Annotated in this window: 24 protein-coding genes and 1 tRNA gene; 23 read left to right on the forward strand and 2 right to left on the reverse strand. The window is 51.1% G+C overall.

From position 1 onward, the window contains the following. Nucleotides 1-7: 7 nt before the first annotated feature. The 17 genes from tolR to EYC87_RS13920 all read left to right on the forward strand — a co-directional run bounded on the left by tolR (nucleotide 8) and on the right by EYC87_RS13920 (nucleotide 15,336). Nucleotides 8-394 (forward strand): protein TolR, encoded by a 387-nt coding sequence (gene tolR, locus EYC87_RS13840; RefSeq protein WP_007229721.1) that lies wholly within the window; start codon nucleotides 8-10, stop codon nucleotides 392-394. Next, nucleotides 394-1,140 carry a cell envelope integrity protein TolA gene (gene tolA / locus EYC87_RS13845; RefSeq protein ID WP_279253401.1) on the forward strand — a complete coding sequence of 249 codons (747 nt, stop codon included), beginning with the start codon at nucleotides 394-396 and terminating at the stop codon, nucleotides 1,138-1,140. The genes tolR and tolA overlap by 1 nt, the downstream gene beginning before the upstream one ends. Continuing rightward, nucleotides 1,140-2,438, forward strand: a complete 1,299-nt coding sequence (gene tolB / locus EYC87_RS13850; protein WP_279253402.1) for a Tol-Pal system beta propeller repeat protein TolB — start codon at nucleotides 1,140-1,142, stop codon at nucleotides 2,436-2,438. The genes tolA and tolB overlap by 1 nt, the downstream gene beginning before the upstream one ends. A gap of 51 nt (nucleotides 2,439-2,489) precedes the next feature. Next, entirely contained in the window at nucleotides 2,490-3,014 is a 525-nt protein-coding gene (gene pal / locus EYC87_RS13855) for a peptidoglycan-associated lipoprotein Pal (RefSeq protein ID WP_007229787.1), read from the forward strand. Between the two features lie 7 nt (nucleotides 3,015-3,021). Next, entirely contained in the window at nucleotides 3,022-3,999 is a 978-nt protein-coding gene (gene ybgF / locus EYC87_RS13860; RefSeq protein WP_279253403.1) for a tol-pal system protein YbgF, read from the forward strand. Between the two features lie 19 nt (nucleotides 4,000-4,018). Then, complete coding sequence (queE, locus tag EYC87_RS13865; RefSeq protein ID WP_279253404.1) at nucleotides 4,019-4,687, forward strand: 7-carboxy-7-deazaguanine synthase QueE; 669 nt, start codon at nucleotides 4,019-4,021, stop codon at nucleotides 4,685-4,687. Nucleotides 4,688-4,690: 3 nt separating this feature from the next. Continuing rightward, a complete protein-coding gene (queC, locus tag EYC87_RS13870; protein ID WP_279253405.1) occupies nucleotides 4,691-5,365 on the forward strand; it encodes a 7-cyano-7-deazaguanine synthase QueC in 675 nt (224 codons plus the stop codon). Between the two features lie 93 nt (nucleotides 5,366-5,458). Then, nucleotides 5,459-5,534, forward strand: a tRNA-Lys gene (locus EYC87_RS13875). A gap of 318 nt (nucleotides 5,535-5,852) precedes the next feature. Further along, nucleotides 5,853-6,578 (forward strand): hypothetical protein, encoded by a 726-nt coding sequence (locus EYC87_RS13880; RefSeq protein ID WP_279253406.1) that lies wholly within the window; start codon nucleotides 5,853-5,855, stop codon nucleotides 6,576-6,578. Between the two features lie 13 nt (nucleotides 6,579-6,591). Further along, complete coding sequence (locus EYC87_RS13885) at nucleotides 6,592-8,049, forward strand: UbiA family prenyltransferase (protein ID WP_279253407.1); 1,458 nt, start codon at nucleotides 6,592-6,594, stop codon at nucleotides 8,047-8,049. Beyond that, nucleotides 8,049-9,344 (forward strand): FAD-binding oxidoreductase, encoded by a 1,296-nt coding sequence (locus tag EYC87_RS13890; protein WP_279253408.1) that lies wholly within the window; start codon nucleotides 8,049-8,051, stop codon nucleotides 9,342-9,344. The genes EYC87_RS13885 and EYC87_RS13890 overlap by 1 nt, the downstream gene beginning before the upstream one ends. 9 nt (nucleotides 9,345-9,353) lie before the next feature. After that, complete coding sequence (locus EYC87_RS13895) at nucleotides 9,354-10,100, forward strand: SDR family NAD(P)-dependent oxidoreductase (protein WP_279253409.1); 747 nt, start codon at nucleotides 9,354-9,356, stop codon at nucleotides 10,098-10,100. Further along, a complete protein-coding gene (locus EYC87_RS13900; protein ID WP_279253410.1) occupies nucleotides 10,100-11,071 on the forward strand; it encodes an NAD-dependent epimerase/dehydratase family protein in 972 nt (323 codons plus the stop codon). Before EYC87_RS13895 ends, EYC87_RS13900 begins: the two co-directional genes overlap by 1 nt. A gap of 2 nt (nucleotides 11,072-11,073) precedes the next feature. Beyond that, entirely contained in the window at nucleotides 11,074-12,363 is a 1,290-nt protein-coding gene (locus EYC87_RS13905) for an NAD(P)/FAD-dependent oxidoreductase (protein ID WP_279253411.1), read from the forward strand. Beyond that, entirely contained in the window at nucleotides 12,357-12,770 is a 414-nt protein-coding gene (locus EYC87_RS13910; protein WP_279253412.1) for a GtrA family protein, read from the forward strand. Before EYC87_RS13905 ends, EYC87_RS13910 begins: the two co-directional genes overlap by 7 nt. After that, nucleotides 12,763-13,425 (forward strand): class I SAM-dependent methyltransferase, encoded by a 663-nt coding sequence (locus EYC87_RS13915; protein WP_279253413.1) that lies wholly within the window; start codon nucleotides 12,763-12,765, stop codon nucleotides 13,423-13,425. Before EYC87_RS13910 ends, EYC87_RS13915 begins: the two co-directional genes overlap by 8 nt. Nucleotides 13,426-13,620: 195 nt before the next feature. Beyond that, on the forward strand, nucleotides 13,621-15,336 hold the full coding sequence (locus EYC87_RS13920; protein ID WP_279253414.1) for a hypothetical protein: 1,716 nt from the start codon (nucleotides 13,621-13,623) through the stop codon (nucleotides 15,334-15,336). Here the strand turns inward: EYC87_RS13920 and EYC87_RS13925 are convergent, their stop codons facing one another. After that, the gene (locus EYC87_RS13925) at nucleotides 15,337-16,485 is read right to left on the reverse strand and encodes a hypothetical protein (RefSeq protein ID WP_279253415.1); all 1,149 of its coding nucleotides are present in this window, start codon (nucleotides 16,483-16,485) and stop codon (nucleotides 15,337-15,339) included. Nucleotides 16,486-16,612: 127 nt separating this feature from the next. On the opposite strand from EYC87_RS13925, the gene EYC87_RS13930 reads away from it, so the two are divergent. The 6 genes from EYC87_RS13930 to EYC87_RS13955 all read left to right on the forward strand — a co-directional run bounded on the left by EYC87_RS13930 (nucleotide 16,613) and on the right by EYC87_RS13955 (nucleotide 22,884). Continuing rightward, the gene (locus tag EYC87_RS13930) at nucleotides 16,613-18,145 is read left to right on the forward strand and encodes an MBOAT family O-acyltransferase (protein WP_279253416.1); all 1,533 of its coding nucleotides are present in this window, start codon (nucleotides 16,613-16,615) and stop codon (nucleotides 18,143-18,145) included. 79 nt (nucleotides 18,146-18,224) lie between these two features. Then, the gene (locus EYC87_RS13935; RefSeq protein WP_279253417.1) at nucleotides 18,225-19,229 is read left to right on the forward strand and encodes an acyltransferase family protein; all 1,005 of its coding nucleotides are present in this window, start codon (nucleotides 18,225-18,227) and stop codon (nucleotides 19,227-19,229) included. A gap of 6 nt (nucleotides 19,230-19,235) precedes the next feature. Further along, nucleotides 19,236-20,162 (forward strand): phytanoyl-CoA dioxygenase family protein, encoded by a 927-nt coding sequence (locus tag EYC87_RS13940; RefSeq protein ID WP_279253418.1) that lies wholly within the window; start codon nucleotides 19,236-19,238, stop codon nucleotides 20,160-20,162. Between the two features lie 134 nt (nucleotides 20,163-20,296). After that, entirely contained in the window at nucleotides 20,297-21,277 is a 981-nt protein-coding gene (locus EYC87_RS13945; RefSeq protein WP_279253419.1) for a phytanoyl-CoA dioxygenase family protein, read from the forward strand. A 48-nt stretch (nucleotides 21,278-21,325) separates the two neighbouring features. Continuing rightward, nucleotides 21,326-22,108, forward strand: a complete 783-nt coding sequence (locus tag EYC87_RS13950; RefSeq protein ID WP_279253420.1) for a 2OG-Fe(II) oxygenase — start codon at nucleotides 21,326-21,328, stop codon at nucleotides 22,106-22,108. A 29-nt stretch (nucleotides 22,109-22,137) separates the two neighbouring features. Beyond that, a complete protein-coding gene (locus tag EYC87_RS13955) occupies nucleotides 22,138-22,884 on the forward strand; it encodes a 2OG-Fe(II) oxygenase (RefSeq protein ID WP_279253421.1) in 747 nt (248 codons plus the stop codon). A 23-nt stretch (nucleotides 22,885-22,907) separates the two neighbouring features. On the opposite strand, the gene EYC87_RS13960 is transcribed toward EYC87_RS13955, so the two are convergent. Next, nucleotides 22,908-23,666 (reverse strand): class I SAM-dependent methyltransferase, encoded by a 759-nt coding sequence (locus EYC87_RS13960; protein ID WP_279253422.1) that lies wholly within the window; start codon nucleotides 23,664-23,666, stop codon nucleotides 22,908-22,910. Between the last annotated feature and the right edge of the window lie 20 nt (nucleotides 23,667-23,686).

Here is a 23,686-nt window from a genome sequence, read left to right on the forward strand (position 1 = left end):
TAAGCCCATGGCCGAGATTAACGTGGTGCCCTACATCGATGTGATGCTGGTGCTGCTGATTATCTTTATGGCCACAGCCCCAATGTTAATGCAGGGGGTGAAAGTGGACCTGCCTGAGGCCAGCTCCGATCCGGTTGAGAACCAGGACAGCGAGCCGCTGATTGTTTCGGTCAACGCTGGCGGCGAGTTGTTTCTCAATCTGGGCAACGAAAAGCAGGTACTGGCGCTGGCGACGATTAAAGACCGGGTCTCCAAGGTTATGAAGCGTAATCCCAATAAGCCCGTGCTCATTTGGGGTGACGAGGCCGTATCCTATGGCGAGGTAGTCACTGTTATGGTGGCCCTCCAGCAGGCCGGTGCCCCCAGTGTTGGCCTCGTCACAGAGAACCCCTAGTGAGCTCCGACTCCGTCTACGCTAAACCCGTTGCGCCGCGCATTATCGTGCGACCGGCGCTGGTCTCATTGACCCTGCATGCTCTGCTATTGGTTGCTTTAACTTTTAATTGGGCCAACTCTGAGTCCGAGGTGATAAAGGTAAAGCCTGCCCCCAAGGTGATTAATGCCCGTTTGGTGGATGTCAGTGAGTTCCAGCCAAAACCAAAACCTCGGGCAAAGCCTAAATCGACTCCCAAGGTCGCCGTTTCCAAGCCAAAACCTGTAGCCAAGCCTAAACCAAAGCCTGTGGCGAAAACTCCGGTCAAACCAGCGCCCAAGCCCAAAGTCGAACCTAAACCTGACCCTCGTATTACCGAGGAAGAACTTGCGGCTATCACTCGCGCCGATATGGCGCGGGCCATGGCTGCTGAAGACGATGTGCTTGAGGCTACTGCCACTGCGGATGAAATGGCGGCCAGCTACGCCTCTCTCATTCAGCAGACTGTAATTAACTACTGGAGTCGACCCCCCAGTGCGCGCAATGGCATGGAAACACTGTTGCAAATACAATTGATACCCACCGGTGATGTGGTAAGTGTCAGCGTGCTCAAAAGCAGCGGCAACTCGGCTTTTGATCGCTCTGCAATTAACGCGGTAGAGAAGGCAGGCAGTTTTCCGGAGTTGCAGAAGCTTCCTAACCGGGAATTTGAAAAAACGTTCAGGCGCTTCCGCCTGTTGTTCAGACCAGAGGATTTACGTTACTGATGAAACGGCTGATATTGGCCATCGTGCCCCTACTGTTTGCCTTGGCGGCACTGGGCGCCCGGGCAGAACTGACTATTGAAATTACCCAGGGCATGGATAACCCGACTGCGATCGCTGTGGTTCCTTTTGCCTGGCAGGGTCCGGGCACCGCACCTGAGGATATTGCCTGGGTGGTGGATTCAGATCTGGCACGTAGCGGTCAGTTTTCACCTGTATCTCGCTCCGATATGTTGGGCCGACCCAGCACTCAGAATGATATTTTCTACCGCGATTGGCGTGCTATTGAGTCTGAGTATCTGCTAATTGGGCGGGTTTCGGCCCAGGGAACCCAAATGCGCATAGAGTACGAACTCTATGATGTGCTACGTCAGAAGCAGGCCCACAAGGGGGTCGAGGTGGGTCCAGCAAACGAGGCTAGAATGCTGGCTCACCGGGTGTCCGATGCGATCTACCAGAAGTTGACGGGAATCCGCGGGGCGTTTGCGACACGGCTGCTCTATGTGTCGGTCACCCGTGTGCCCGGAGGCAATGACTACTATCGCCTGACGCTGGCCGATTCGGACGGTGCAAGGCCTATTGTTCTGCTGGAGTCCCGGGAGCCAGTAATGGCGCCAGGTTGGTCTCCCGACGGCACACAGATTTCCTACGTGTCTTTTGAATCGGGGCGACCGGCAATTTACCGTCAGAATCTGTCTACCGGTGCCAGAGAGCAGCTGACTAATTTCAAGGGACTCAACGGCGCGCCTGCCTGGTCTCCCGACGGCAATACCATGGCTATGGTGCTGTCTAAAGATGGTAGCCCGGATATCTACCTGATGAACCTGATGACCAAGAAGTTAACTCGGATCACCCGGCACTATGCTATTGATACCGAGCCTACCTGGATGCCCGATGGTCGCTCGCTGATGTTTACCTCGGATCGAGGCGGAAGGCCGCAGATTTATCGTTACGACTTGCGCACTGGTACGACTGAGCGGGTGACATTTGAGGGTGGCTACAACGCCCGGGCAAGGGTCGCTCAGGACGGTCGCAATGTGGTGCTGGTGCATCAGCAAAACGGGCAGTTTCACATTGCGCTGCTGGATTTAGTAACTAATCGGCTACAGGTTCTTACATCCACTCAATTGGATGAAAGTCCCAGTATCGCGCCCAATGGCTCTATGGTATTGTACGGAACGAAACACGCGGGTCGCGGCATTTTAGCAGCCGTCTCGGTAGACGGAGGTGTGAAATTCCGGCTGCCATCGCGTGACGGCGATGTGCGTGAACCGGCATGGTCGCCCTACATGAGTCGTTGATCGGGTTCACAATAAAAGTTTAAACAACCACGTATCTGAAGGAAGGGTATTATGAAGCATCTACCTGTTGCCGGTAAGGCTATCACATTGCTGTTCGCGGCATCACTTCTGGCGGCTTGTTCCGGCAGTTCCAAGAAGGAAGAGGAAGAAGCAGCCGCAGCCGCAGCAGCTGCTGCTGCCGCAGCACAGCAAGAACAGCAGGCCTCTGCCGCTGCCGCTGCCGCTGAGCAACAGCGTCTGCGCGACGCTGCTGCCGCTTACGGCAATGTGTTTTATTTTGACTATGATAGCTACAACCTGAATCCAGATGCGGTGAGTGCACTTGATGCACATATCTCCGCGATGCAGGGCAACGAAGCGAACGTGAGACTGGAAGGTCACACCGACGAGCGCGGTACCCGCGAGTACAACATGGCTCTGGGTGAGCGTCGTGCCAATGCCGTTCGCGACTACATGGTTGTCAACGGTGTTTCGAGCTATCGCATCGAGACTGTGAGCTACGGCGAAGAGCGCCCCATTGCTTACGGTTCCGGTGAGTCTAACTGGGCACAGAACCGTCGCGTAGAACTGAAGTAGTACGCCTATGGCAAACATGAGCAAGTTGCTTGTGGCGAGCGGGCTGGTCCTTGTGACTGGCCCGTTGTCATTACAGGTACCTGCACAGGATTATGTGGATGTCGAAGCTGAGCGCAGGGGCCGCACTACTCCCTCCGAGCCAGCCGCCGCTGCGCCAGGTACGACCGCGACCGATCCTTATGCCAGACCTTCTGAACCGTATTCTGCACCTGCCAGTATCGACCCCTACAGTGTGCAGCCGAGTCAAGCATACCCAGCGACTAGTTATGGCCTGAGTAATGCGCCAGCCGGGGCCGCGATAGCGGCGCCTCCAGTGGCCGCGCCTGCCTCCACCTCAGGGGGAGGCCAGAGTATGGGCACCCTGTATATCCAGATGCAACAGTTGCAACAGGAAGTGATGCGCCTCAATGGTATTGTTGAGGAGCAGGCCAATGAAGTGCGCAAACTGAAGTCACAGAGCCTGGAACGTTATGTAGACCTGGATAAGCGAGTCAGTGCCATGGGCGCTGGAGCAGTAGTAGCGTCAGGTGACGGCAGCCCTTCGTTGGCTGTGCCCGGTCCATCGGCCGCCAGTGCGACGGGACAGGCTTCTGAAATTCCCGGCGAAGGGGATGCCTACCGCGGCGCCTATTCCCTGGTGCGCAGTCAGCAGTTCGAGCAGGCCGTGGGTGCATTCCAGCAATTCCTGCGTAACTACCCTGATGGTAAGTACGCGCCCAATGCACACTACTGGTTGGGAGAGCTTTACCTGGTGATAGACCCTTCTGACCTTGAAGCGTCCCGACAAGCGTTTACCCTGCTACTTAACCAGTATCCGGATAATCCTAAGGCGCCAGATGCGATGTATAAACTCGGTAAAGTGCAGTTCCTCAAGGGTAACCGGGAAAAGTCCAAAGAGTATCTGGACCGCGTGATAAGCAACTACGGCAATACCAACAGCTCTGCTGTCCAATTGTCCAGGGACTTCCTCGCCGAGAATTTCTAGGCCGGGGCGGGAATAAGACATGTCGATCTCTCAGACCCACAGCGCTGATGCGCTGCGAATCACTGAAATATTTTACTCCCTCCAGGGAGAGGCGCGTACGGTGGGCGTGCCCACCGTTTTTGTGCGCCTGACTGGCTGCCCGCTGCGTTGTGTTTACTGTGACACCGAATACGCGTTCAGTGGCGGAGATCTCGTCAGTATTGACGATGTGGTCTCTAAGGTTGCTGCCTACCAGCCTCGATTTGTCACTGTTACTGGCGGGGAGCCGCTGGCTCAGCCCAATTGCCTGCTGCTTTTGACCCGGCTTTGCGACGCTGGATACGAGGTTTCGCTAGAGACTAGCGGAGCAATGACCGTCGCTGAGGTAGATTCGCGCGTGGTAAAGGTCATCGACCTGAAAACACCGGCTTCCGCTGAGATGGGTCGCAATGATTACGACAATATTCCCTTGCTGTTGCCCGCTGATCAGGTGAAATTTGTGATCTGTGATCGCGATGATTACGAATGGGCGAGGTTTAAACTGGACGAGTATCAACTGCCCGCCCGTGTTTCCGATGTGTTGTTTTCGCCCAGTCATGGCCAGCTTTCAGGCCGCGAATTGGCAGAGTGGGTGCTGGAGGATAACTTGCCAGTGCGCATGCAACTGCAATTACACAAAATTCTTTGGAACGATGAGCCGGGACATTAAGCGATGAACGAGAAGCGCGCAGTGATCCTGGTTTCAGGTGGCCTTGATTCAACCACGGTACTGGCTATGGCCAAAGCTCAGGGCTATGCCTGCTATACACTGAGCTTTGATTACGGCCAGCGCCATCGTGCTGAGCTCTTTGCTGCCGAGCGGGTTTCAGTGACGCTGGGGGACGTAGAGCATAAGGTTGTGACACTCAATCTTGACAGTATCGGCGGGTCAGCGCTCACCGACTCAGGTATTCCAGTGCCTGAGGAGGAGACCGAGGGTATTCCGGTGACTTATGTGCCAGCGCGGAATACGGTATTTCTTTCAATCGCCCTGGGCTGGGCCGAAGTGCTGGGAGCCCAGGATATCTTTATTGGGGTAAATGCCGTCGATTATTCTGGTTATCCAGATTGTCGCCCCGATTACATCAGCGCCTTTGAGGTGATGGCTAACCTGGCCACCCGAGCCGGAGTCGAAGGCAATCGACTGGGTCTTCACACGCCACTGATGGAAATGAGTAAGGGAGACATTATCGAAGCTGGTTTGGCGCTTGGTGTGGACTACGCGCTGACGGTGTCTTGCTACCAGGCAACGGATGAAGGCTTGGCCTGTGGCAAGTGCGACGCCTGCCGTCTGCGCTCGCAAGGCTTCCGCGACGCCGGTGTAGAGGATCCTACCCGATACGTCTAAGCTACTGATTCCGATCAAGTTTTGACGAGCAAAAAAAAACTCTCGAGGTCTTGAGTTTTAGATTCAAATCCGTAAGATACGCACTCCTTCTGGGGGTCGTTAGCTCAGTTGGTAGAGCAGTTGGCTTTTAACCAATTGGTCACTGGTTCGAATCCAGTACGACCCACCATATCAAAGAAAAAGGCCGGCATATTTGCCGGCTTTTTTTGCACGGGTTTTCGCCAAGACAAACCAGCCCCGCCTGTCATTACTGGACTTAGAAAAGACGCGTTGAGCAGTGAGTTAACAAGTCTTCAGATCCCTGGGCCTGCAGCGCATAGATCAATGCAGTCTACTGTGCTAATTGCTAGCGATTGATCATTACGGCAAATACAGGTTTTTTAGATATCTGCCCCCAGTAAGATATACTAAGGCGCCACCATAGCGGTGTCCGATTACTCGGCCCGGGTGTCTCGATTAAAACTTGGCGAGCGGAGCAGACAGTTCAGTGGAAGCAAGTTCTACATCTGGGTTACAAGGTGATCATCCAAGCCGGACAATTTGTGTCCTGGGCATGCATCGCAGTGGCACTAGTTGTCTCACCGGCTCTCTGCAAGAAGCTGGCTTGCAATTAGGCGACTGTCACACCTGGAACCCATTCAATTTAAAAGGTAATCGCGAAAATCAAGCATTTGTAGATCTGCACGATGCCATTTTGGAAGCGAATGGGGGCAGCTGGGATCATCCGCCTGCGAACGTGCAATGGAGTGAACGCCACTTAGCTATGGGGCGCGAACTGGTCGCAGCCCACTCTCACCTGCCGGTGATGGGGTTTAAGGATCCGCGAACTTTACTGGTGCTTGAGGGCTGGCAGCAGCTCGAGCCAAAAATGGAGTTTGTCGGTATATTCCGCCACCCCAATGCGGTTGCGGCATCACTGGCAAGGCGCAGCAAGATGAAAAGAAAGGAAGCGCTCCGCCTATGGTATGAGTATAACAAGCGTTTGCTGAATGCATTTCGTCGGACACCATTTCCTGTACTTTGCTTTGATGCATCGGAACAGGAGTTCCAGCAGCATCTCGCCGGAGTGATAAAGACTCTGGAGCTTCAGCCTGCAGAAGTGGGCGAGAATTTCTACGATGGCGATCTGAAAAATTTTGACCATCAGTCCTCAGGCCGGCTGCCACTTAAAGTCGGTTATCTGTATAAACGCCTGAAAGCAATATGCGTTTAATTAGTGCACGCTTATGACTGAGTCGCATGTTGCCGAGCTCGATGAGTTGCCACTGGCAGTCGATCTGGATGGAACCTTGTTGTTGACGGATGTTCTCCATGAGTCATGTTTGCAGCTGTTACGAAATCGCCCTGCATTAATCTCAGTATTACCCTTCAGGTTGGCTGAAGGAAAAGCAGAGTTGAAAGATTATGTCGCGGACCGAACTGACCTGAGCGTAGAAAACCTACCGTATAACCAGCCGTTGATAGAGTGGTTGTCCGAGGAGAAGAAACGCGGCCGTCAGTTGCTGCTCTGCACTGCTTCTTGTGAAAAATATGCGCAAAAGATAGCTGAGCATCTGCAGCTTTTTGATGAAGTTATGTCCACTACGGGGAGTAGGAACCTAAGTGGCTCAGAAAAGGCGTCAGCGCTGGTGGAGCGCTTTGGTCACGGTCAGTACGACTACATTGGTAATTCCAGTGCGGATCTTCCCGCCTGGGAGAGTGCCAGAAATGCTATTGTGGTAAGCCAGGATGAGAAATTGCTGAGTGCTGTCTCTGCCCGGGGCCAAGTCACCCGGCAATTTGCTCCGTCAGCACCAGATTCAACAGACTGGCGTGTCGAACTGCGCCTGCAGCAGTGGTTAAAAAATCTTTTGCTGTTTGCCCCGGTTCTCGCTGCTCATCGGGTTGACGAACCAGGCGCACTGGGATTACTACTGATAGCTTTCTTTGCTTTTAGTCTGTGTGCCTCCGCCACCTATATCATGAACGATCTCCTTGATTTGGAAAGCGATCGCATACACCCTCGCAAGCGACTGAGACCGCTTGCGAGCGGTCGAATTCCGATTTCCAACGCTATGGTGGTTGCCGCCGGTTTGTTGACTGCGGGTATTGGTCTGGGAGCGCTGATCGGATCAGGTTTTCTATTGTGCCTGTTGGCTTATCTCCTGCTCACTGGTGTGTATTCGTGGCGGTTGAAACGAGTCGTATTACTCGATTGCATCGTACTTTCTATGTTGTACACGTTAAGGATTGTGGCCGGCGCCGCTGCGGTTCAAATGGGCCTCTCCTTCTGGTTACTAGCGTTTTCAGTTTTCCTCTTTCTCTCCTTGGCTTTTGTTAAACGCTACGCTGAAATTGAAGTGCAGGTACTGGCTGGTCGAGACGAGTTGCACGGCCGAGGTTACAAGACATCAGATGGTCCCCTCATCCAAACACTGGGGGTGAGTGCAGGTTTTGTTGCAGTGTTGGTGTTTTCGATGTACCTCAACAGCGATCAGATTCTATTGCTTTACGGCGCACCAGAAATCGTTTGGGGAGCAGTGGTAGTGCTGGTCTACTGGATTAGCTGGATGTGGCTGCAGGCCCACAGAGGTCTGATGCACGATGATCCTCTGGTATTTGCAGTGAAGGAGCCGGCTAGTTTGATATCGGGAATGCTTTTTTTGGCAGTGCTAATTCTAGGTACGGTGAGTTTTCCTTGGTAATGCTTGATTCTTGGGGTCGGCTGGGCGCTGAGCAGCATCAGGCGCACTATCTTCATGATGCCAACTCAGTAAAAGACGTTGTCTCTGCAGGGCCCGGACTGGCGCGTGGAATGGGGCGCAGTTATGGAGATGTCTGCCTCAACCCGGGCGGCGCAGTTTGGGACTGTCTGGGACTGGATAAATTTATCGATTTTGACCCAGAGCGAGGCTTGCTTCGCTGTGAGGCTGGCGTATTACTGCGGGATATCCAGTTACTCGCCGTCTCCCGGGGTTGGATGTTGCCCGTGACACCCGGATCGTGGTTTGTAACGGTCGGTGGTGCCATAGCCAACGACGTGCATGGAAAGAATCATCATAGCTTTGGGACGTTTGGCGATCACGTGCGATCCCTAGTCATTCAGCGCACCGACGGGCAAAGGATGACCTGCTCGCGCGACACCAATCAGGATTGGCTGTCCGCTACCGCGGGTGGACTAGGTCTTACTGGTTTGATTGTTGAGGCCGAGCTACAACTGCGCCCGGTGACAGGACCCTTGCTCGATGTCGACACGCAGGCTTTCAGCGGCTTAGGGCAGTTTTACCAAATGTCAGAGGACGCGAAGGCCTCATGGGAATACGCTGTGGCATGGATTGACTGTGCACACCCAGGCAGTCGCCGCGGTATTTTTATGCGAGCAAACCATAGAGATGTCAGTGCAGATAATTTCGACTCCGGGATCCCGCGCCAGTTTAGTCTTCCTGTTACACCTCCAGTGTCGCTGGTGAACGCTTTGACGCTAAAGCCTTTTAATGCAGCATACTACCGGCTTCATAAATGGCGTGCGGGAAAGTCTGTGAGTCACTATCAGCCGTATTTCTACCCTCTGGACAAAGTAGGAGAATGGAACAGGATGTATGGCCCTAAAGGGTTTTACCAGTACCAATGCCTGATTCCGGGCACAAACACAGAAGTAGTGGTAGAAGAACTTCTGGCCGCGATCAGCGCTGCAAATTGTGGATCCTTTCTTGCCGTGCTAAAGACGTTTTCTAAGCGCCCAGCTGCTGGCCTGCTTAGTTTTCCCTCTGAAGGAACCACTCTGGCTCTGGATTTTCCAAATCGAGGGCTTAAAACGCACGATCTTTTTGCGCGGCTGGACTCAATCGTAGGATCAGTTGGCGGAAGGCTTTACGCTGCTAAAGACGCAAGAATGCCCAAAAGCTTGTTTGAGAGTGGGTATCCTCGACTTGAGGAGTTTCTGGCTTATCGAGACCCGGGTATTAGTTCCGGACTGTCTCGCCGACTACTGGGCGACTAGAATGGCGGTATGAAATTGAAAAAGATACTCGTGATAGGCGCGACCTCGGCTATCGCCACCGAATGTGTGCGGCGCTGGTCAGACCAGCCCGTCGAGTTAGTGCTGGTGGGACGCAGTGATGAGCGTTTGCAGCGACTCTCGCGGGACCTCAGTGTGCGCAGCCCATTATCAAAAGTGCAAACTGTGACTTTGGATTTTACGGCGCCTACCAGCATACAGACATTCATGGCTGATCAGGCCAAGGATGGTCCTATCGACCTGGCGATGATCGCCCATGGTTCACTTCCTGAACAGAATGAGTGTCAAGAGAATTTGAGCCGCGTTGATCAGGCGCTTGCATTAAATGGCGTTTCGCCGGCTTTGTTTGCCGAGGCTATTGCTGCCGAAATGATTGAACAGGGTCGTGGCACCTTAGTCGTTGTGGGTTCCGTGGCGGGAGACCGTGGCCGTAAGTCCAATTATATATATGGCTCTGCCAAAGGGCTCTTAGAACGTTATGTCGAGGGTCTTCAGCACCGATTACACAATAGCGGCGTCACACTTTGCCTGGTGAAACCCGGACCTACACATAGTCCAATGACGGCACACCTTGTCGATAGTGGGCTTCCACTGGCTGAGCTATCTGAAGTGGCAGACGTGATAGTCAAGGGGGTGGATAAGGGTAAAGCGGTGATTTACGCCCCGGGTAAATGGGCAGTGATTATGTGGGTCATTCGTCATTTGCCGAGATTTGTCTTTAACAGGCTTGATATTTGATGCCTGAGTCTAAAGACATGGATACGATGGAGGCTGAGGAAACCCGGGTAGTGCTTCCCGGCGGAGCAGGGCTTGTGGGGCAGAATCTGGTCGTCCGACTCAAGGCCCGGGGCTATCGTCACATTACTGTGCTCGATAAGCATGAGGCAAATTTAGCGTCTCTGGCAGCCCTGCATCCAGATGTGTTCGTCGAGCATGTCGATCTCTCTCAACCGGGCAGCTGGCAGCAGCATATTCGGGATGCTGATGTTTTAATCATGCTGCAGGCACAGATTGGTGGACTGAACCCAGAGGATTTCGAAAACAACAACGTGTCCGCTACCCGTCTAATCCTGGACGCGATCGACAGAGAACGTCCTCCTTACCTGGTGCATATCAGTTCTTCCGTGGTCGAGTCTGTAGCGGATGACTTTTACTCCCGCAGCAAGCGCGATCAAGAGAAGTTGGTTCTCGCTAGCGGTCTAGACTGCCCGGTGCTGCGCCCCACTTTGATGTTCGGCTGGTTTGATCGCAAGCATTTTGGCTGGTTGTCACGTTTCATGAAGCGCGTACCTGTTTTTCCTATTCCGGGGCGCGGTAACTATCGTCGCCAGCCACTCTATGTGGGCGACTTCTGCGACATAATTCTCAGCTGTGTCAAAAATAGGCGAGCGGCGGGGCTATACAATATTTCGGGCCAGGAGCACTTCGATTATGTCGAAATGATTCGCGAAATCCGCAAGGTTACCGGTGCCCACTCGATGATCTTGCACATTCCCTACCCGCTGTTTCACGTTTTGCTACGTGTCTGGGGCTGGTTTGACCGCGACCCGCCCTTTACGACGCAGCAACTGGAAGCACTGGTTGCTGACGACGAATTTGAGGTCATAGATTGGCCGAATATTTTTGGCGTCAGATCAACCCCATTCAGGGAAGCAATTGACGAGACCTTTAATAACCCGTCGTACAGCCAGGTCGTATTGGAGTTCTGACCATGAATAAACGTGTTGCCGTTCTCGGCGCCGGCCCTATGGGTCTTGCGGCAGCCTACGAGTTGGTGAATCAGGGCTATAAGCCAGTTATTTTTGAAGCGGACGACAGGGTGGGCGGCATGACGGCTGCGTTCGATTTTTCAGGCATGAAGATAGAGCGCTACTACCACTTTCATTGCACCTCCGATTCAGGCTTTCTGCAAATACTGGAGGAACTGGGTATTGCTGAAAAGATGCACTGGACGGAAACTAAAATGGCGTATTGGTACCGGGGTAAGCTGCAGCCTTGGGGCAATCCTATTGCGCTGTTGAAATTTGATGGCCTCAGCCTGATCTCCAAGATACGCTATGGTTTGTTTGCTTTTCTATGCACTAAGAGAAACGACTGGAGGCCACTGGATAAAGTTAACGCCAAAGAGTGGGTGATGCGTTGGGTGGGGCCTCAGGCCTATGAGGTCATGTGGCAACGATTGTTCGAATATAAGTTTCATGATTTCACAGATAATTTATCTGCGGCATGGATATGGAGTCGGATTCGTCGACTTGGACGCTCGCGTTATAACCTGTTTAAGGAAAAACTCGGTTATTTGGAAAATGGCTCCCAGACTTTACTGGATGCGATGGTTTGCCACATTGAGGCAGGAGGTGGTCAAATTCGCCTGGAGTCTCCGGTTACTGAGGTTCATATCCGCGATGGCTCTGTCCATGCCGTCGAGAGCGATGGTTTACTGGAAACATTCGACAGGGTCGTCAGCACAATCCCGCTGCCGTTTGTGCCGCGCCTGATACCCGATCTTCCCGCGTCAGTTCTAGACGCTTATCGCTCGGTCAATAATATTGCCGTCGTCTGCGTGATCGTCAAATTGGCTAGACCACTGTCAGGGAATTTTTGGGTCAATATAAACGATCCGGATATGGATATTCCCGGTCTGGTGGAATACACCAACCTGCAATCACTGGGCGAGCATGTGGTTTATGTTCCGTACTACCTGCCCGGGGACCACCCAAGTTTTGCGCAGCCTGATGAGTGGTTTAAAGAGCGTGTGTGCGGCTATTTGAAAGTTATAAACCCTGAGCTCACTGAGCAGGATATTATTGACGTGCGCAGCAGTCGTTATCGATTTGCCCAGCCTATCTGTGAGCCGGGCTTTAGCGAAAAATTGCCGCCAGTGGAGCTTCCGGTTAAAGGCTTGTGGGTGGCTGATACCTCCTATTATTATCCTGAAGATAGAGGTATTTCTGAAAGCATAGATTTGGGTCGTAAGTTGGCCTCTATGGTCACAGCATGTTGAAATATTTTTTATCGAGACAGTTTGCCGGCTTCTTGTTGGTAGGTGGCTCGGCTGCTTTTTTGCACTGGATTGCTCGTATTCTGTTAAGTCTCACCATGCCCTATGCCTGGGCAGTTTTTTTTGCTTATGGTGTTGGCATGGGTATCGCATTTGCTCTCAATAGTTGGTACGTTTTTCCGAAATCGGACAAACCGGTTCGCAAACAGGCGCGGGACTTCCTGGCGATCAACCTGCTGTTTTTGCCAGTGGTATGGATTGCGTCATTATTGTTAAAGCAGTGGTTGATAGGGCAGGGCTTCGTGCGCAACTCCGAAGAGATCGCTCATGCGATTGCAATCACGCTGCCAGTTATGGCAACTTTCCTCTTTTATAAGTTTTTTGCGTTTAGAGAAAATTACTATGGATGATAAGCATCTGGCCGAGCTCTACCGGAACCGCTTTCCAGAGGAAGACCTGATCAGGAAAGATGCGATATGGAAAGTCATCTGTGCCAATTATTTTCAGCAATTTGTTACGCTCTCCGATACCGTGGTAGATGTTGCTTGTGGCTACGGTGAATTTATCAATAATATCTCTGCAGGCGAAAAAATTGGCGTAGACCTCAATCCGGATTCCGAGCAGCACCTAGCTGAAAATGTGCGCTTTATTTCCATTAGTGCTACTGAGATTGCTTCGCAACTTCGAGGCCAGGCCGATGTAGTTTTTACCTCAAATTTTCTTGAACACTTACCGGATAAAACGGCACTTGAGCGTTTGCTGGACGAAATTTGGTTGACCCTTAAACCCGGTGGGCGTTATATGATTATGGGTCCTAACTTGCGTTATCTGCCGGGTGAATATTGGGATTTCTACGACCATCACTTGGGTCTGACTCACGCGTCGCTTTGTGAAATTCTGGCTATCAAGGGTTTTCAGATCGAACGGTGTGTCGATCGCTTTCTTCCGTATACAACACAGGGCGCCTTGCCCACGCATCCGTCGCTCGTCAGGGCCTACTTGTCGATCCCAATGGCCTGGAAAATTCTCGGAAAGCAGTTTTTCATTGTTGCTACAAAACCATGATGACGCCCTGTTCTCTGTTCTCTGGCCACTGGCTTTCAAGAGGTTTCCAAGGTGCTGTAGCCTGACTCGATTATGAATACCCGCCAAATCACAGTTGAGTTACTCGCACTGTTGCTTATATTTATCGTGTGTGTGCAGTTGGGCTTTTACGAACTCTTTTCTAACTATCGAGAATATGACGATGAGGGCTTGTTTATGTTGAGTAACAAGCTTTACCTCGATGGCTATATACCTTACAGCGAAATCACCTGGATATTTGGCCCACTGCAGTTGGCTCTAGTGAAGTTTGTACACGGCTGGTGCGAGATACCCATCTCAAATAGTTCGGTGCGCTTTCTGACCTTGGCTCATTGGTTGTTGCTAGCTTGTGTTGGCTACTGGTTAGTTAGGCGTTTTACCGGCTCGTGGCTGTGGTCGGCGAGCGCGTTTGTGCTGATTTTTTTGTATCCGAGATCTTTGGTTAATGAACCTGGCCACCCTCAGGTGCTTGTTGCGATACTCGCTTTGCTCATTCCTTTGATTGGATGCTGGTACGATGCTCGGGGCGGGCGTTTACCCTGGATCGTCATAGGCGCCGTAGCCGCAGCCATTATTAATGTCAAAATCAATGCAGGTGCATTCTGCGTTGCTGCTGTGCTTGTGGTGCTGCTCAGTCCGAGCAGGTTAAAGGCGAATTTTTATCCGCTCTGTACCATTGTCGTTGTTGCATCAATGTTGCTTCCGGTGCTCCTGATGTATCCATTGATATCCATCGAAAACTGTCTTTACTTTGCCATTATTGTTGGTTTCAGCACTGCCAGTTTCGCCCTTGTCGTTTCTTTTAAAAGCCAGGCAGGAGAGCTTTTAAACCATAACGCGGTAGCACTTGTTTCGGGTTTCACTGCTGTAAGCCTTTTCGCCTTGGGTTTTGCTGCGGCAGAGGGAATCAGTCCTCTGGATATACTCTTGAGCCTGATGCGCCTATCGAACAGTCAGGTTGAATTCTTTCATTTCTTTCGCGATTACTCTCTGGCACAAGTGTTCGTGGCAGGACTGTCTTTGGTCATGGCATTGGTTGCGGTTACCGTAAGAAATTCGACTATTGTTGGTTGGATATTATGGTTTAGCAGGGGCATCTTTCTAGTTGGCGTGATCTATGCGCTTGTGATTGATGGTCCGGCCAATTCGCAGGCTTTGATTGCTTACGCAACTCCCTGGTGTTGGGTGGCGGCGTTCAAAACCTCGAACGATGCCGCACCGCTAGGTCGCATGTTACTGGTCGCGATTGCTGTCTGGATGCCGCTGCTTGCATATCCCATTCCAGGAACCCAGCTGTACTTTGGGGGGCTTTTTGTTCTCACTGCATCGATAGTTTGTGCGGCTGATGCAAGTGCAGTATTGAATGCCAGGTTTAATGGAAGCTCGACTTTTCTGCGTGAAAAATTATTACCTATCTCGCTAGTGGTGGCAGTTACCACCCTGCTGCTATCGTTGTACGGGACAGCCAAAAAACAATATGCCAACTACCAGCCTTTACGGTTAGCGGGCACAGAGTTCATCAGGATTGAACCCGGTCGTGCCAAAATTTATCGTGAATTGGTGCAATCGCTTAATGGTGCTGATGTGGTTTTAACTAACTCTCGATTTAATAGTTTGTATTTTTGGACTGGTGCTCACGTTCCATCCCCGGGGTTCCTGTCCCAATACCCGTTAAGGCATGCAACACCTGAACAGCAACAGTGGGGAAAGGCCGGCGTGCTGAACGCATTACGACCGATGTTGGTTATCAAGAAATCAGGGCTTGTTGAATCAGATCCTGATGGGACCAATTGGATAGAGCTACATTTCGAAATCAGTGAGGAAATAGGTCCTTACACATTAATGAAAAAAAGGCTCACTGTCTCCGACAGCACCCAGCGTCTGCGCTATTGATCATAGAATCTTCGCCAGATATCGCGCAGTTACTTTTTGGTTATTGCTGAAAAAATACAGTTGCAGTTTATCGACGCTTTGCAGGTAATCATCGATGCTGCCCTGGCTGAGTTCGAACGACTGATGATGAGATGCTTCAAGCATCTGATCCATAAGTCTGATTCCTAGTTTGTTGTGAAAGTGTATGCCGTCACGAAACCATGCGCTTGGGTCGATATCGCCTGAGGGAAGTGGTTCGTCAACAATACCTTTCAAATGGTTAAATCCCCACAGTGGAAAAGGCTGCTGATCATATTGGTTGGCGGCCTTGCGATTGATATTCTTGAGGTCCCGATGAAACTTTTTCCAGTTGGAACGTGGATTGATGACTTTGCGCAAGCCAGTGAGAAAAATGTGCTCCGGGCTGATAAAAAGCGTAGTTTTGATATTCTCTCGCTGGCAAAATTCAACAATGTCTGCAAAGGTTTTCAGGTTCTCGCTGTAGATTGAAGATGCGCCTTTGGTCAGTCGGGCCATGTTTTTACCGACAGAAACATAGCCTGATTCGCCACGCCAAGCACGCGACTCGTTTTCCCAATGCCCATCGGGAAAGTATCGGGTTGTGATCGGCTTTCTGTGGTTAATGGCCATTGTGCTTCGCGTTATCGCCGAAGTGGTCAGTGTTGTTGTCAGGAAGTCTTGCATTACCTGCTGATAAAATTCTGCACTCGTGCTAGCAGCTAGTCGTTTTTCAGAAAATCCAATCCCAGCCTTGTAATCTCCGGCAATGAATGTTTCGTACTCGAGACCTATCACTAAGTCGCTCAGAGGGCCATTTGCATGGGCGTGCTCGATGGTACGCAGCATCTCGTAAAGTGTGAGACCGGGCATGGATAGGTTGAAAGGTTGTTTATCCAGCCATAGTGCGTGTTGCGGCGACATGGAGCCACTGCGAGAGCTGCCAATAACCGCTGCCGCAGCATTGCGCTGATGAACCTGCCAGGGTTTTGAGAGACGCATTGTCATGCCCTGATCGATTCTACTCATTCGCTGCATGTCTGCGGAGCCGAAGCGATAAATGTTGTAAGGATCGGCCCAGATATTAAATAACATTGTGAAAGCGACTAGGGCGATGAATGCGCTGAGGCTTTGCCTGATGTAGTGATTCATGCTCGCTGTGTCCGAAACAGATTAAAAGTGTTCAATGTTGCTCGCCCGGTAATGCTATTATGGAGTCTTCAGCGGTCGGCGTCACCCGCTGCTGCGTTCTGTATCGAGACAATAACTACAATAAACCATGCTTTTTAATTCAATAGAATTTCTATTCTTCTTCCTGCCAATGGTCGTGTTCGTGTTTCTATGGCTGCAGCGCCACGGCGACTTGCGTTTAGTGATGGGTTGGCTGGTTTTATCGTCATTGTTTTTCTATGCGTGGTGGAATCCGGCGTATTTACTGCTGCTGCTTTTTTCTGCATCTATAAACTACAGTTTGGGTCTGTTATTGGCACGATCCGAGCGCGGATCAGCCTGGTTGACGCTGGGAATCCTATTTAATCTCGGTTTACTAGCCTACTTCAAATATGCTGAATTTTTTCTCGGCAATATCAATACTGCCCTGGATCTGGGTTGGAATGTACGTCATATCATCCTTCCCTTGGCCATCTCCTTTTATACCTTCCAGCAAATCACCTATCTTGTCGATACGCGTAAGGGGCTGACCGAGGCGCATGGATTTTTGGAATACTGTCTATTTGTTAGTTTTTTTCCACAACTCATTGCTGGGCCAATCGTGCATCATAGCGAGATGTTTCTGCAGTTTAAGAAGCTTAATCAAGCGATGGATACTAGCCGCAATATCACCATTGGCGTGTCAATTCTGGTGATTGGGTTGTTTAAAAAAGTCGTGATTGCCGATAGCTTTGCGGGAATCGCGACACCAACTTTTAGCCTTGCCGCGGGACAGGCGGGATTGGGTACGATTGATGTAGTCGCTGGGAGCATGGCGTATGCACTGCAGCTATATTTTGATTTTTCTGGCTACAGCGATATGGCTATCGGTCTGGCCTGCCTATTTGGTCTGAAATTACCGGTAAACTTCTTCTCCCCTTACAGAGCGCGGAATATCAGTGACTTCTGGCGCATGTGGCACGCAACACTATCGAGGTTTCTTCGGGATTATGTGTATATGCCTTTGGGCGGCTTCCTTTGTAGTCCACGTCGTCAACGCTTTAATTTATTTCTGACCATGTTCGTCGGTGGAGTCTGGCACGGTGCGGGCTGGACGTTTGTGCTTTATGGAATATGTCATGGCTTATACGTCGTGATACATCAAGTTTGGCGTGTGCGTGTGTCAGGGCCTCTCGGGCTGGTCAATAAAAACGCTTATAAAGTGGGGTCCCAGATGCTTACTTTCCTGGTGGTGGTCCTCACTCTTATTTTGTTCCGCGCCGATAGTGTGGCTACCGCCGGCTATCTTTACAGTCAGGTGTTTCAGCCCACAGCTTGGGTGTTCGACCCTCAGCTTACGGCTTCGATTGAGCGCACCAATCTTCTGCAATTGATGCATATGCTTTCACCGGGTATTTCCGCAGTACAGTTGGTCTATAGCCTGATTTTATTTGCCTGTCTGGTTTGCTGGCTGCTGCCCAGTACATTCCAGTTGTTTAAACAATATGATGTCACCATTGACCAGGCTGATGCGTCTCGTTCAGCAAGGTTTACGTTTCGGTGGAAACCTAATGCTTTCTGGGCGTGCTTCCTGGCGTTTATGGCTATGGTTTGCTGCCTAAATCTGTCTGCTGTCAGTGAGTTCCTCTATTTTCAATTTTAGTTGAAGGCGCATGTAAATTGCTTAAAGGCTCAAAGAGTATTTTAATTAAAGACGTATCGACGGAGGTACACGACGCATTATGTTGGGCAGTTTTCGCTATCTGTTAGCCTTGTTGGTGACTCTCAGTCACTTGTGGAGCAGTATGGCCGGGTGGTCCGGTGTAGCTGCGGTATTTGGTTTCTATGTTATCAGCGGTTATCTGATGACCAGTGTCATTAACCGTATCTACGGCTTTACTCTTCCCGGCCTTGGTCGCTATGCGCTCAACCGATTTCTACGTATTTTTCCAACCTACTGGATTGTGTTGCTGTTGGCTCTTTGCATTGTTGCTGCAATTCCTCGTGAGGCCTTTCTCACTAATTACAAATTATCCATGCCGTTATCTGTAACAGACTGGTTAGCAAACGTATTTATTATCGGTTTACTGGATGGTCCATATAAGGTTCTGGTGCCTCCCGCATGGACACTGGATATCGAAATATTTTTCTATGTCTTGATGGGCCTGGGATTGTCCCGCAGTCGTTCCGTAGTCCTGATTTGGTTTGGTGGAAGCTTGTTGTACACACTTTGGCTTCTGTTTAATGGTGCTGAGTTTGTCGATCGTTACGCTAGTTATGCAGCTGCATCGCTCCCATTTTCCGCAGGTGCTATGGTTTACATGTATCGAAGTGCGCTTGCGCGTTTTCTTTGCTTGCCTTTGCCGATTTCGGCGGGGTTATTCTTGTTGGGGTTAATCGCATCGAGGCTGGGATGGCTGGGCGATCCGCTTGTGGCTGGTTTTTACATTATATTGATTTGCACTGTGCTCTTGTTGATTTCCCTGAATAATCTGGAAGCCAGAAGTTTTAGCCATGGCTGGCGAAAAATGGATCGTTTGCTTGGTGATCTCGCATACCCCATATTTTTATGTCACTGGCAGGTGGCTGCTGTCGTCCTTTACTTTTTTTGGTCCGGAGAAAAACCCGACGGGGGAGGGCTTTGGCTCAGTAGTATTGTATTTATTCATGCCGTTGCATTCGCGGTCTATCTAGGAGTGGATAAACGAGTCAATTTGGTTAGAGATCGGGTCCGTGGACAGCATTAACAGGGCATGACAAATCAATTCCAAAGAAGATTTAGCGGTAACTGGATGATGATAGATAATATTAAAGAGATGTCTGCGAAAAACCGAGTGGCCCGCGCTGCTGATTTGGAGCAAGAATTGCTGAGCCTTCGCATTCGTGGTGGTGAGGCTTTACGTAAAAATTGTAGCAATTTGCAGCCGATGCGGCCGAACTACCGGGACCTGTTTCCTCAGGAAAACGGGCTGCTCGAGATTTCTGCTGCGGAATTTGGCGTGAGCCAGTTGGCAGCGGGCTTACTCTACCAAGGTTGTCTGTTGGTCCGTGGCCTTTACAGTCTGAAACAAGTCGAGCGCTTACTAGCGGTGGCTGAGTCTCAAGAATATGCTAATCGAGAGGACAATGGTCCTCTGGGCTGTACTGCCCACACTCTTTTTGATTTGCTGGAAGTTTATCGGGAGTGTGGTTTGTTGGATGTAGTGAGAGAATACCTGGACGGTGAGCCTTTACTATTTGGCGAGCGCACAAAACTGCGTCACCATCGTGCTGACCGGGACAAATTTGCGGCTATTCCCTGGCATCAGGATGTCAATTTTTTCGGACAAAAATCTTATGGAGTCAATTGCTGGGCGGCCGTGACATCGTGTGGTGTGGATAACCCCGGTTTGAACATCATTCCCCGGCGCATCGAGGAACGGCTCGGCTGGGCTGAGGGAAAAGGTATAGCACCCTTGGACTATGGTCGAGCCATGCCTGAGGAATTGTTCGCCGAAGTCACCCGTCATCATGCTCCGGTAAATATTGAGCTCGAGCCCGGAGATGCCGTTTTTCTCGATGAAATGTCCGTTCATCAAACTGCGCTCAAGCCCTGGAAGTTACGCGAGCAAATCGTCACCATCAGTTGGTTTTTCAGGGCCAGTGGTTTTCCTGAATGGGGAACGCCGCTGATAGTCTAGCTACCTATTTTGTGAAACAGGTCGTCGCTAGAATTTGCCGCTCCATGGACCTATAATCAAACGTTGGATTTTGAACATTGGCCCTGATAGTTAGGGCTTGTTGAGATCGCTTTTTTACACCATCACGAGGCGAAATGAAGGCTTTTCTGAACTCATCCGAGCTGCTCCACGATCCCGGGGCTATGAAGCAACGATTCGATCGTGATGGCTACGTGTACCTATCCGGGCTTGTGGATACAGGACCACTGCTGGAATTGAAGCGCCAGATTGTTGCTATTTGCGATGACTGTGGCTGGCTAAAGCCGGGTGTTGAACCCATGACCGCCACAACCTGGACTGCTCCTAAGGTCGAGGGCGAAGAAGAGTATTTTCAAGTCTATGATCGTATTCAGCGTCTGCAGGACTTTCACGGTCTTGCCCACGATCCGGCGGTGATAACCCTGATGCAGTCTTTATTGGGAGAAACGGCGTTTCCCCACCCACTATCTATCGCGCGCCTCGTATTTCCTGAGAGTCAAGAATGGAGTACGCCGCCACATCAAGACTTCGTCAATAACCAGGGTACAAAGGACCTATACGCCTGCTGGATACCACTTTCCGACTGCCCTAAGTCCATGGGTTCACTGGCGGTGCTGGAGGGCTCCCATAAGCTGGGCCTGCTTCCGGTAGAGTATTCTCTGGGTGCTGGTCATAGACAGACCAGTATGCCGGCGGAGGCAGCATCCATGCAGTGGTTGTCCAGTGATTTTAAACTAGGCGATGTCATCGCTTTTCATAGTCTGGCGATTCACCGCGCCTTGCCCAATGACACCAATCGCATGCGAATTTCTGTGGACTATCGATATCAGGCTGAAGGCGACGAGATGATTGAGCGATGCCTGCGGCCGCACTTTGAGCGGGAGGGCTGGGCAGAGATATACCAGGACTGGAGCCGTGAGGAGTTGAAGTACTATTGGGAGGACAAGAACATCACCACCGTTCCCTTTGACGCCACGCTAGGGGATTTGCCTGATGATCATTTAAGCACCGCGATAAAATTGCAGCGGAGTTTTAACAAGTCGCGTGCGGCGCTGGCAGAAAAATATGGCACACCACCGGATAATGATAATGCGTGAGTCGCAACGCTTGGCATTGACTGGCTGTGAATTTTCGGAGAGAACAAGATGAGCCTATTAGCGGGCGCTTATCCAGAGCATGAAATTTTAGACTACGGTCGTATACGTCGACAGTTTATGGAAGGGCATGACGCCTATGTGGGAGCGGATCCGTTCCCGCATAGTGTATTCGATAATTTTATCGATTCGGGAGTTACAGACGCGGTTCTTGACGGTTTTCCATCACCGAAAGCTGATATCAATTGGCGCCAGCTAATGGCCACCGGCAGCGACGGAGAGAAAGTCCAGTTTAACAAGCAGGGTATGCCTCACCTCTTTAAAATTCCCGCCATTGCCCGTCAGTTAATTTGGGAGTTCAACTCCAGCACATTCATTCGTTGCCTGGAAAAGCTGACTGGCATAGAAAATCTGATTCCGGACCCCTCTTTGCGCGGAGGCGGCCTGCACCAAATTTTGCCCGGTGGCCTGCTTGGTGTGCACGCTGATTTTACTCACCATGTTGATTACGATCTTCAGCGACGCGTTAACCTGTTGTTGTACCTTAACAAGGATTGGCAAGATGAATACGAGGGGCATCTCGAACTATGGAGTCGGGATGCTAGTTCCTGTGTAAAGCGTCTTCGCCCATTGGCAGGACGCTGTGTCATTTTTAACACAGATGCAGATTCCTTCCACGGACATCCGCGCGCACTGCAGTGTCCTGAAGACATGTCGCGTAAATCGATAGCGATTTATTACTACACTTTGGGCCGGAACGATAAAGAGGTTGAACCTACCTCGCAAACGGACTGGCAAGTTCTGCCGGAAGTAGAATTGCCGCCTCTGCAGTGAAGCAAGGCCACGAGTAGGAATTCAACCCAATGACCGAAAAGCCAATAATTGATTACGACCGCTTGCATGCTGAGTCGGATGACATGGCAAAGAGTTTTGGCCACGCACAGCCCTTTTCTCATATCGTAATCGATGACTTTATTTCGCCAGAGTTTACCGAGCGCCTTAATCGGGAGTTTCCTGATTTGGCGGCGAAGAGGAAAGCAGGTTCAAAGCACATTCCTGTGTATTTGGATGATGGTAGCGAGGCGCAACAGGGTAAGGAGTGGCTTTCACGGGAGCGACTGGTGCCGCATGTTTATCGTCGGTTGTACTGGGAGTTGAATAACAACCCTTTCGTTGGTCTGCTGGAGAAAGTCACCGGTATATCCGGTCTGCTTGCCGACCCCCACATGGCAGGGGGTGGTGTCCATAATACGAGCACAGGGGGCTATTTGAAGGTTCACGCAGACTTCAACAAGCATCCCCAGTATGGCCTGGACAGGCGCCTCAATCTGCTCATTTATCTCAATGAGAACTGGCCGCCAGAATATGGCGGCGACCTGGAGCTTTGGACAGCTGATATGGGCAATATGGCGAAGAAAATAGCGCCAGTTGCTGGTCGTTGTGTCATCTTCCAAACAACCACAACCTCCTTTCATGGTCATCCTCACCCCATGACTTGTCCGCCTGATCGCGGGCGTCGATCTATCGCTTTATACTACTATTCTAATGGAAGGCCGCAGGAGGAAGGAGACATAGAGCACGGTACTCTTTGGCAGAGCACTCCCGCCTAGGTCGACGCGTACAAACGCCTGACTTATTTTTCAGCCGGGCGCTCGCGAGGGCCATTCTCATTGTTCTTCTTGCCATCGGCCCCGTGATTGGGTTTCCATTTGAGCCGTTTGGCTTTGTTCCGAGCCTCAATGTATTCGCTGTTGTAAATATAGATCTGACGCAGTTTGTGCTGCTCTTGCTCATCGCCGTGAAACATAATATCCATCAGAGGATGATCCAGATCGGTATCGGGCCCGCCCGGCTTGCGCAACACGCCAAGGCCGAACCCGTGGTGAAACGCAAAAGTGTCATATTTTGCTTCCAATTCCGCCCAGTACTTCCATACGCCAAAATCGGATTGCCGGGCGTCGATGTCGTGAAACAGGATGATCCCGCCAGGCCTGACCTTGGGGTACCAGTTGGTGAAGTCTTCCTGCACCGCCTCATAGGTGTGAAGGCCATCAATGTGCAGCAGGTCGATAGAGTCGTCTTCAAAATGATGGACCGCGTCGTTAAACAGCATCCGCATGAGGTAGCTGATCCCACGATAATTATCTCTGGCGTGATGGCGCACTTCTTCGAAAATTGATTCATCGTAATCGCCGGTGTGATCGTCGCCGCCCCAGGTATCTACGGCGTAGCAGAGGCCGTCAATGTTGTTTTCGATCATCGATTGGCAAAACACAAAGTAACTCATGCCGTTGTAGGCACCCAGTTCCACCAGCCGCTTGGGTCGTATCGCTTCAACCAGGTCGTAGCCAAAGGAAATATGGTCCATCCAGGTGCTGAACGCGCGGCGCAAAGGTTGGAATCCTCGCATGG

The sequence above is a fragment of the Candidatus Seongchinamella marina genome, from assembly GCF_026262685.1.
In the GTDB taxonomy this organism is placed as follows: Bacteria; Pseudomonadota; Gammaproteobacteria; order Pseudomonadales; family Halieaceae; genus Halioglobus; species Halioglobus marinus.

Bases quoted from the DNA above. Each gene is read 5' to 3' on its own strand.
- tolR (WP_007229721.1), top strand. From the start codon at position 8: ATGGCCGAGATTAACGTGGTGCCCTACATCGATGTGATGCTGGTGCTG.
- tolB (WP_279253402.1), top strand. From the start codon at position 1,140: ATGAAACGGCTGATATTGGCCATCGTGCCCCTACTGTTTGCCTTGGCG.
- pal (WP_007229787.1), top strand. From the start codon at position 2,490: ATGAAGCATCTACCTGTTGCCGGTAAGGCTATCACATTGCTGTTCGCG.
- ybgF (WP_279253403.1), top strand. From the start codon at position 3,022: ATGGCAAACATGAGCAAGTTGCTTGTGGCGAGCGGGCTGGTCCTTGTG.
- queE (WP_279253404.1), top strand. From the start codon at position 4,019: ATGTCGATCTCTCAGACCCACAGCGCTGATGCGCTGCGAATCACTGAA.
- queC (WP_279253405.1), top strand. From the start codon at position 4,691: ATGAACGAGAAGCGCGCAGTGATCCTGGTTTCAGGTGGCCTTGATTCA.
- EYC87_RS13885 (WP_279253407.1), top strand. From the start codon at position 6,592: ATGACTGAGTCGCATGTTGCCGAGCTCGATGAGTTGCCACTGGCAGTC.
- EYC87_RS13890 (WP_279253408.1), top strand. From the start codon at position 8,049: ATGCTTGATTCTTGGGGTCGGCTGGGCGCTGAGCAGCATCAGGCGCAC.
- EYC87_RS13895 (WP_279253409.1), top strand. From the start codon at position 9,354: ATGAAATTGAAAAAGATACTCGTGATAGGCGCGACCTCGGCTATCGCC.
- EYC87_RS13900 (WP_279253410.1), top strand. From the start codon at position 10,100: ATGCCTGAGTCTAAAGACATGGATACGATGGAGGCTGAGGAAACCCGG.
- EYC87_RS13905 (WP_279253411.1), top strand. From the start codon at position 11,074: ATGAATAAACGTGTTGCCGTTCTCGGCGCCGGCCCTATGGGTCTTGCG.
- EYC87_RS13910 (WP_279253412.1), top strand. From the start codon at position 12,357: ATGTTGAAATATTTTTTATCGAGACAGTTTGCCGGCTTCTTGTTGGTA.
- EYC87_RS13915 (WP_279253413.1), top strand. From the start codon at position 12,763: ATGGATGATAAGCATCTGGCCGAGCTCTACCGGAACCGCTTTCCAGAG.
- EYC87_RS13920 (WP_279253414.1), top strand. From the start codon at position 13,621: ATGTTGAGTAACAAGCTTTACCTCGATGGCTATATACCTTACAGCGAA.
- EYC87_RS13925 (WP_279253415.1), bottom strand. From the start codon at position 16,485: ATGAATCACTACATCAGGCAAAGCCTCAGCGCATTCATCGCCCTAGTC.
- EYC87_RS13930 (WP_279253416.1), top strand. From the start codon at position 16,613: ATGCTTTTTAATTCAATAGAATTTCTATTCTTCTTCCTGCCAATGGTC.
- EYC87_RS13935 (WP_279253417.1), top strand. From the start codon at position 18,225: ATGTTGGGCAGTTTTCGCTATCTGTTAGCCTTGTTGGTGACTCTCAGT.
- EYC87_RS13940 (WP_279253418.1), top strand. From the start codon at position 19,236: ATGACAAATCAATTCCAAAGAAGATTTAGCGGTAACTGGATGATGATA.
- EYC87_RS13945 (WP_279253419.1), top strand. From the start codon at position 20,297: ATGAAGGCTTTTCTGAACTCATCCGAGCTGCTCCACGATCCCGGGGCT.
- EYC87_RS13950 (WP_279253420.1), top strand. From the start codon at position 21,326: ATGAGCCTATTAGCGGGCGCTTATCCAGAGCATGAAATTTTAGACTAC.
- EYC87_RS13955 (WP_279253421.1), top strand. From the start codon at position 22,138: ATGACCGAAAAGCCAATAATTGATTACGACCGCTTGCATGCTGAGTCG.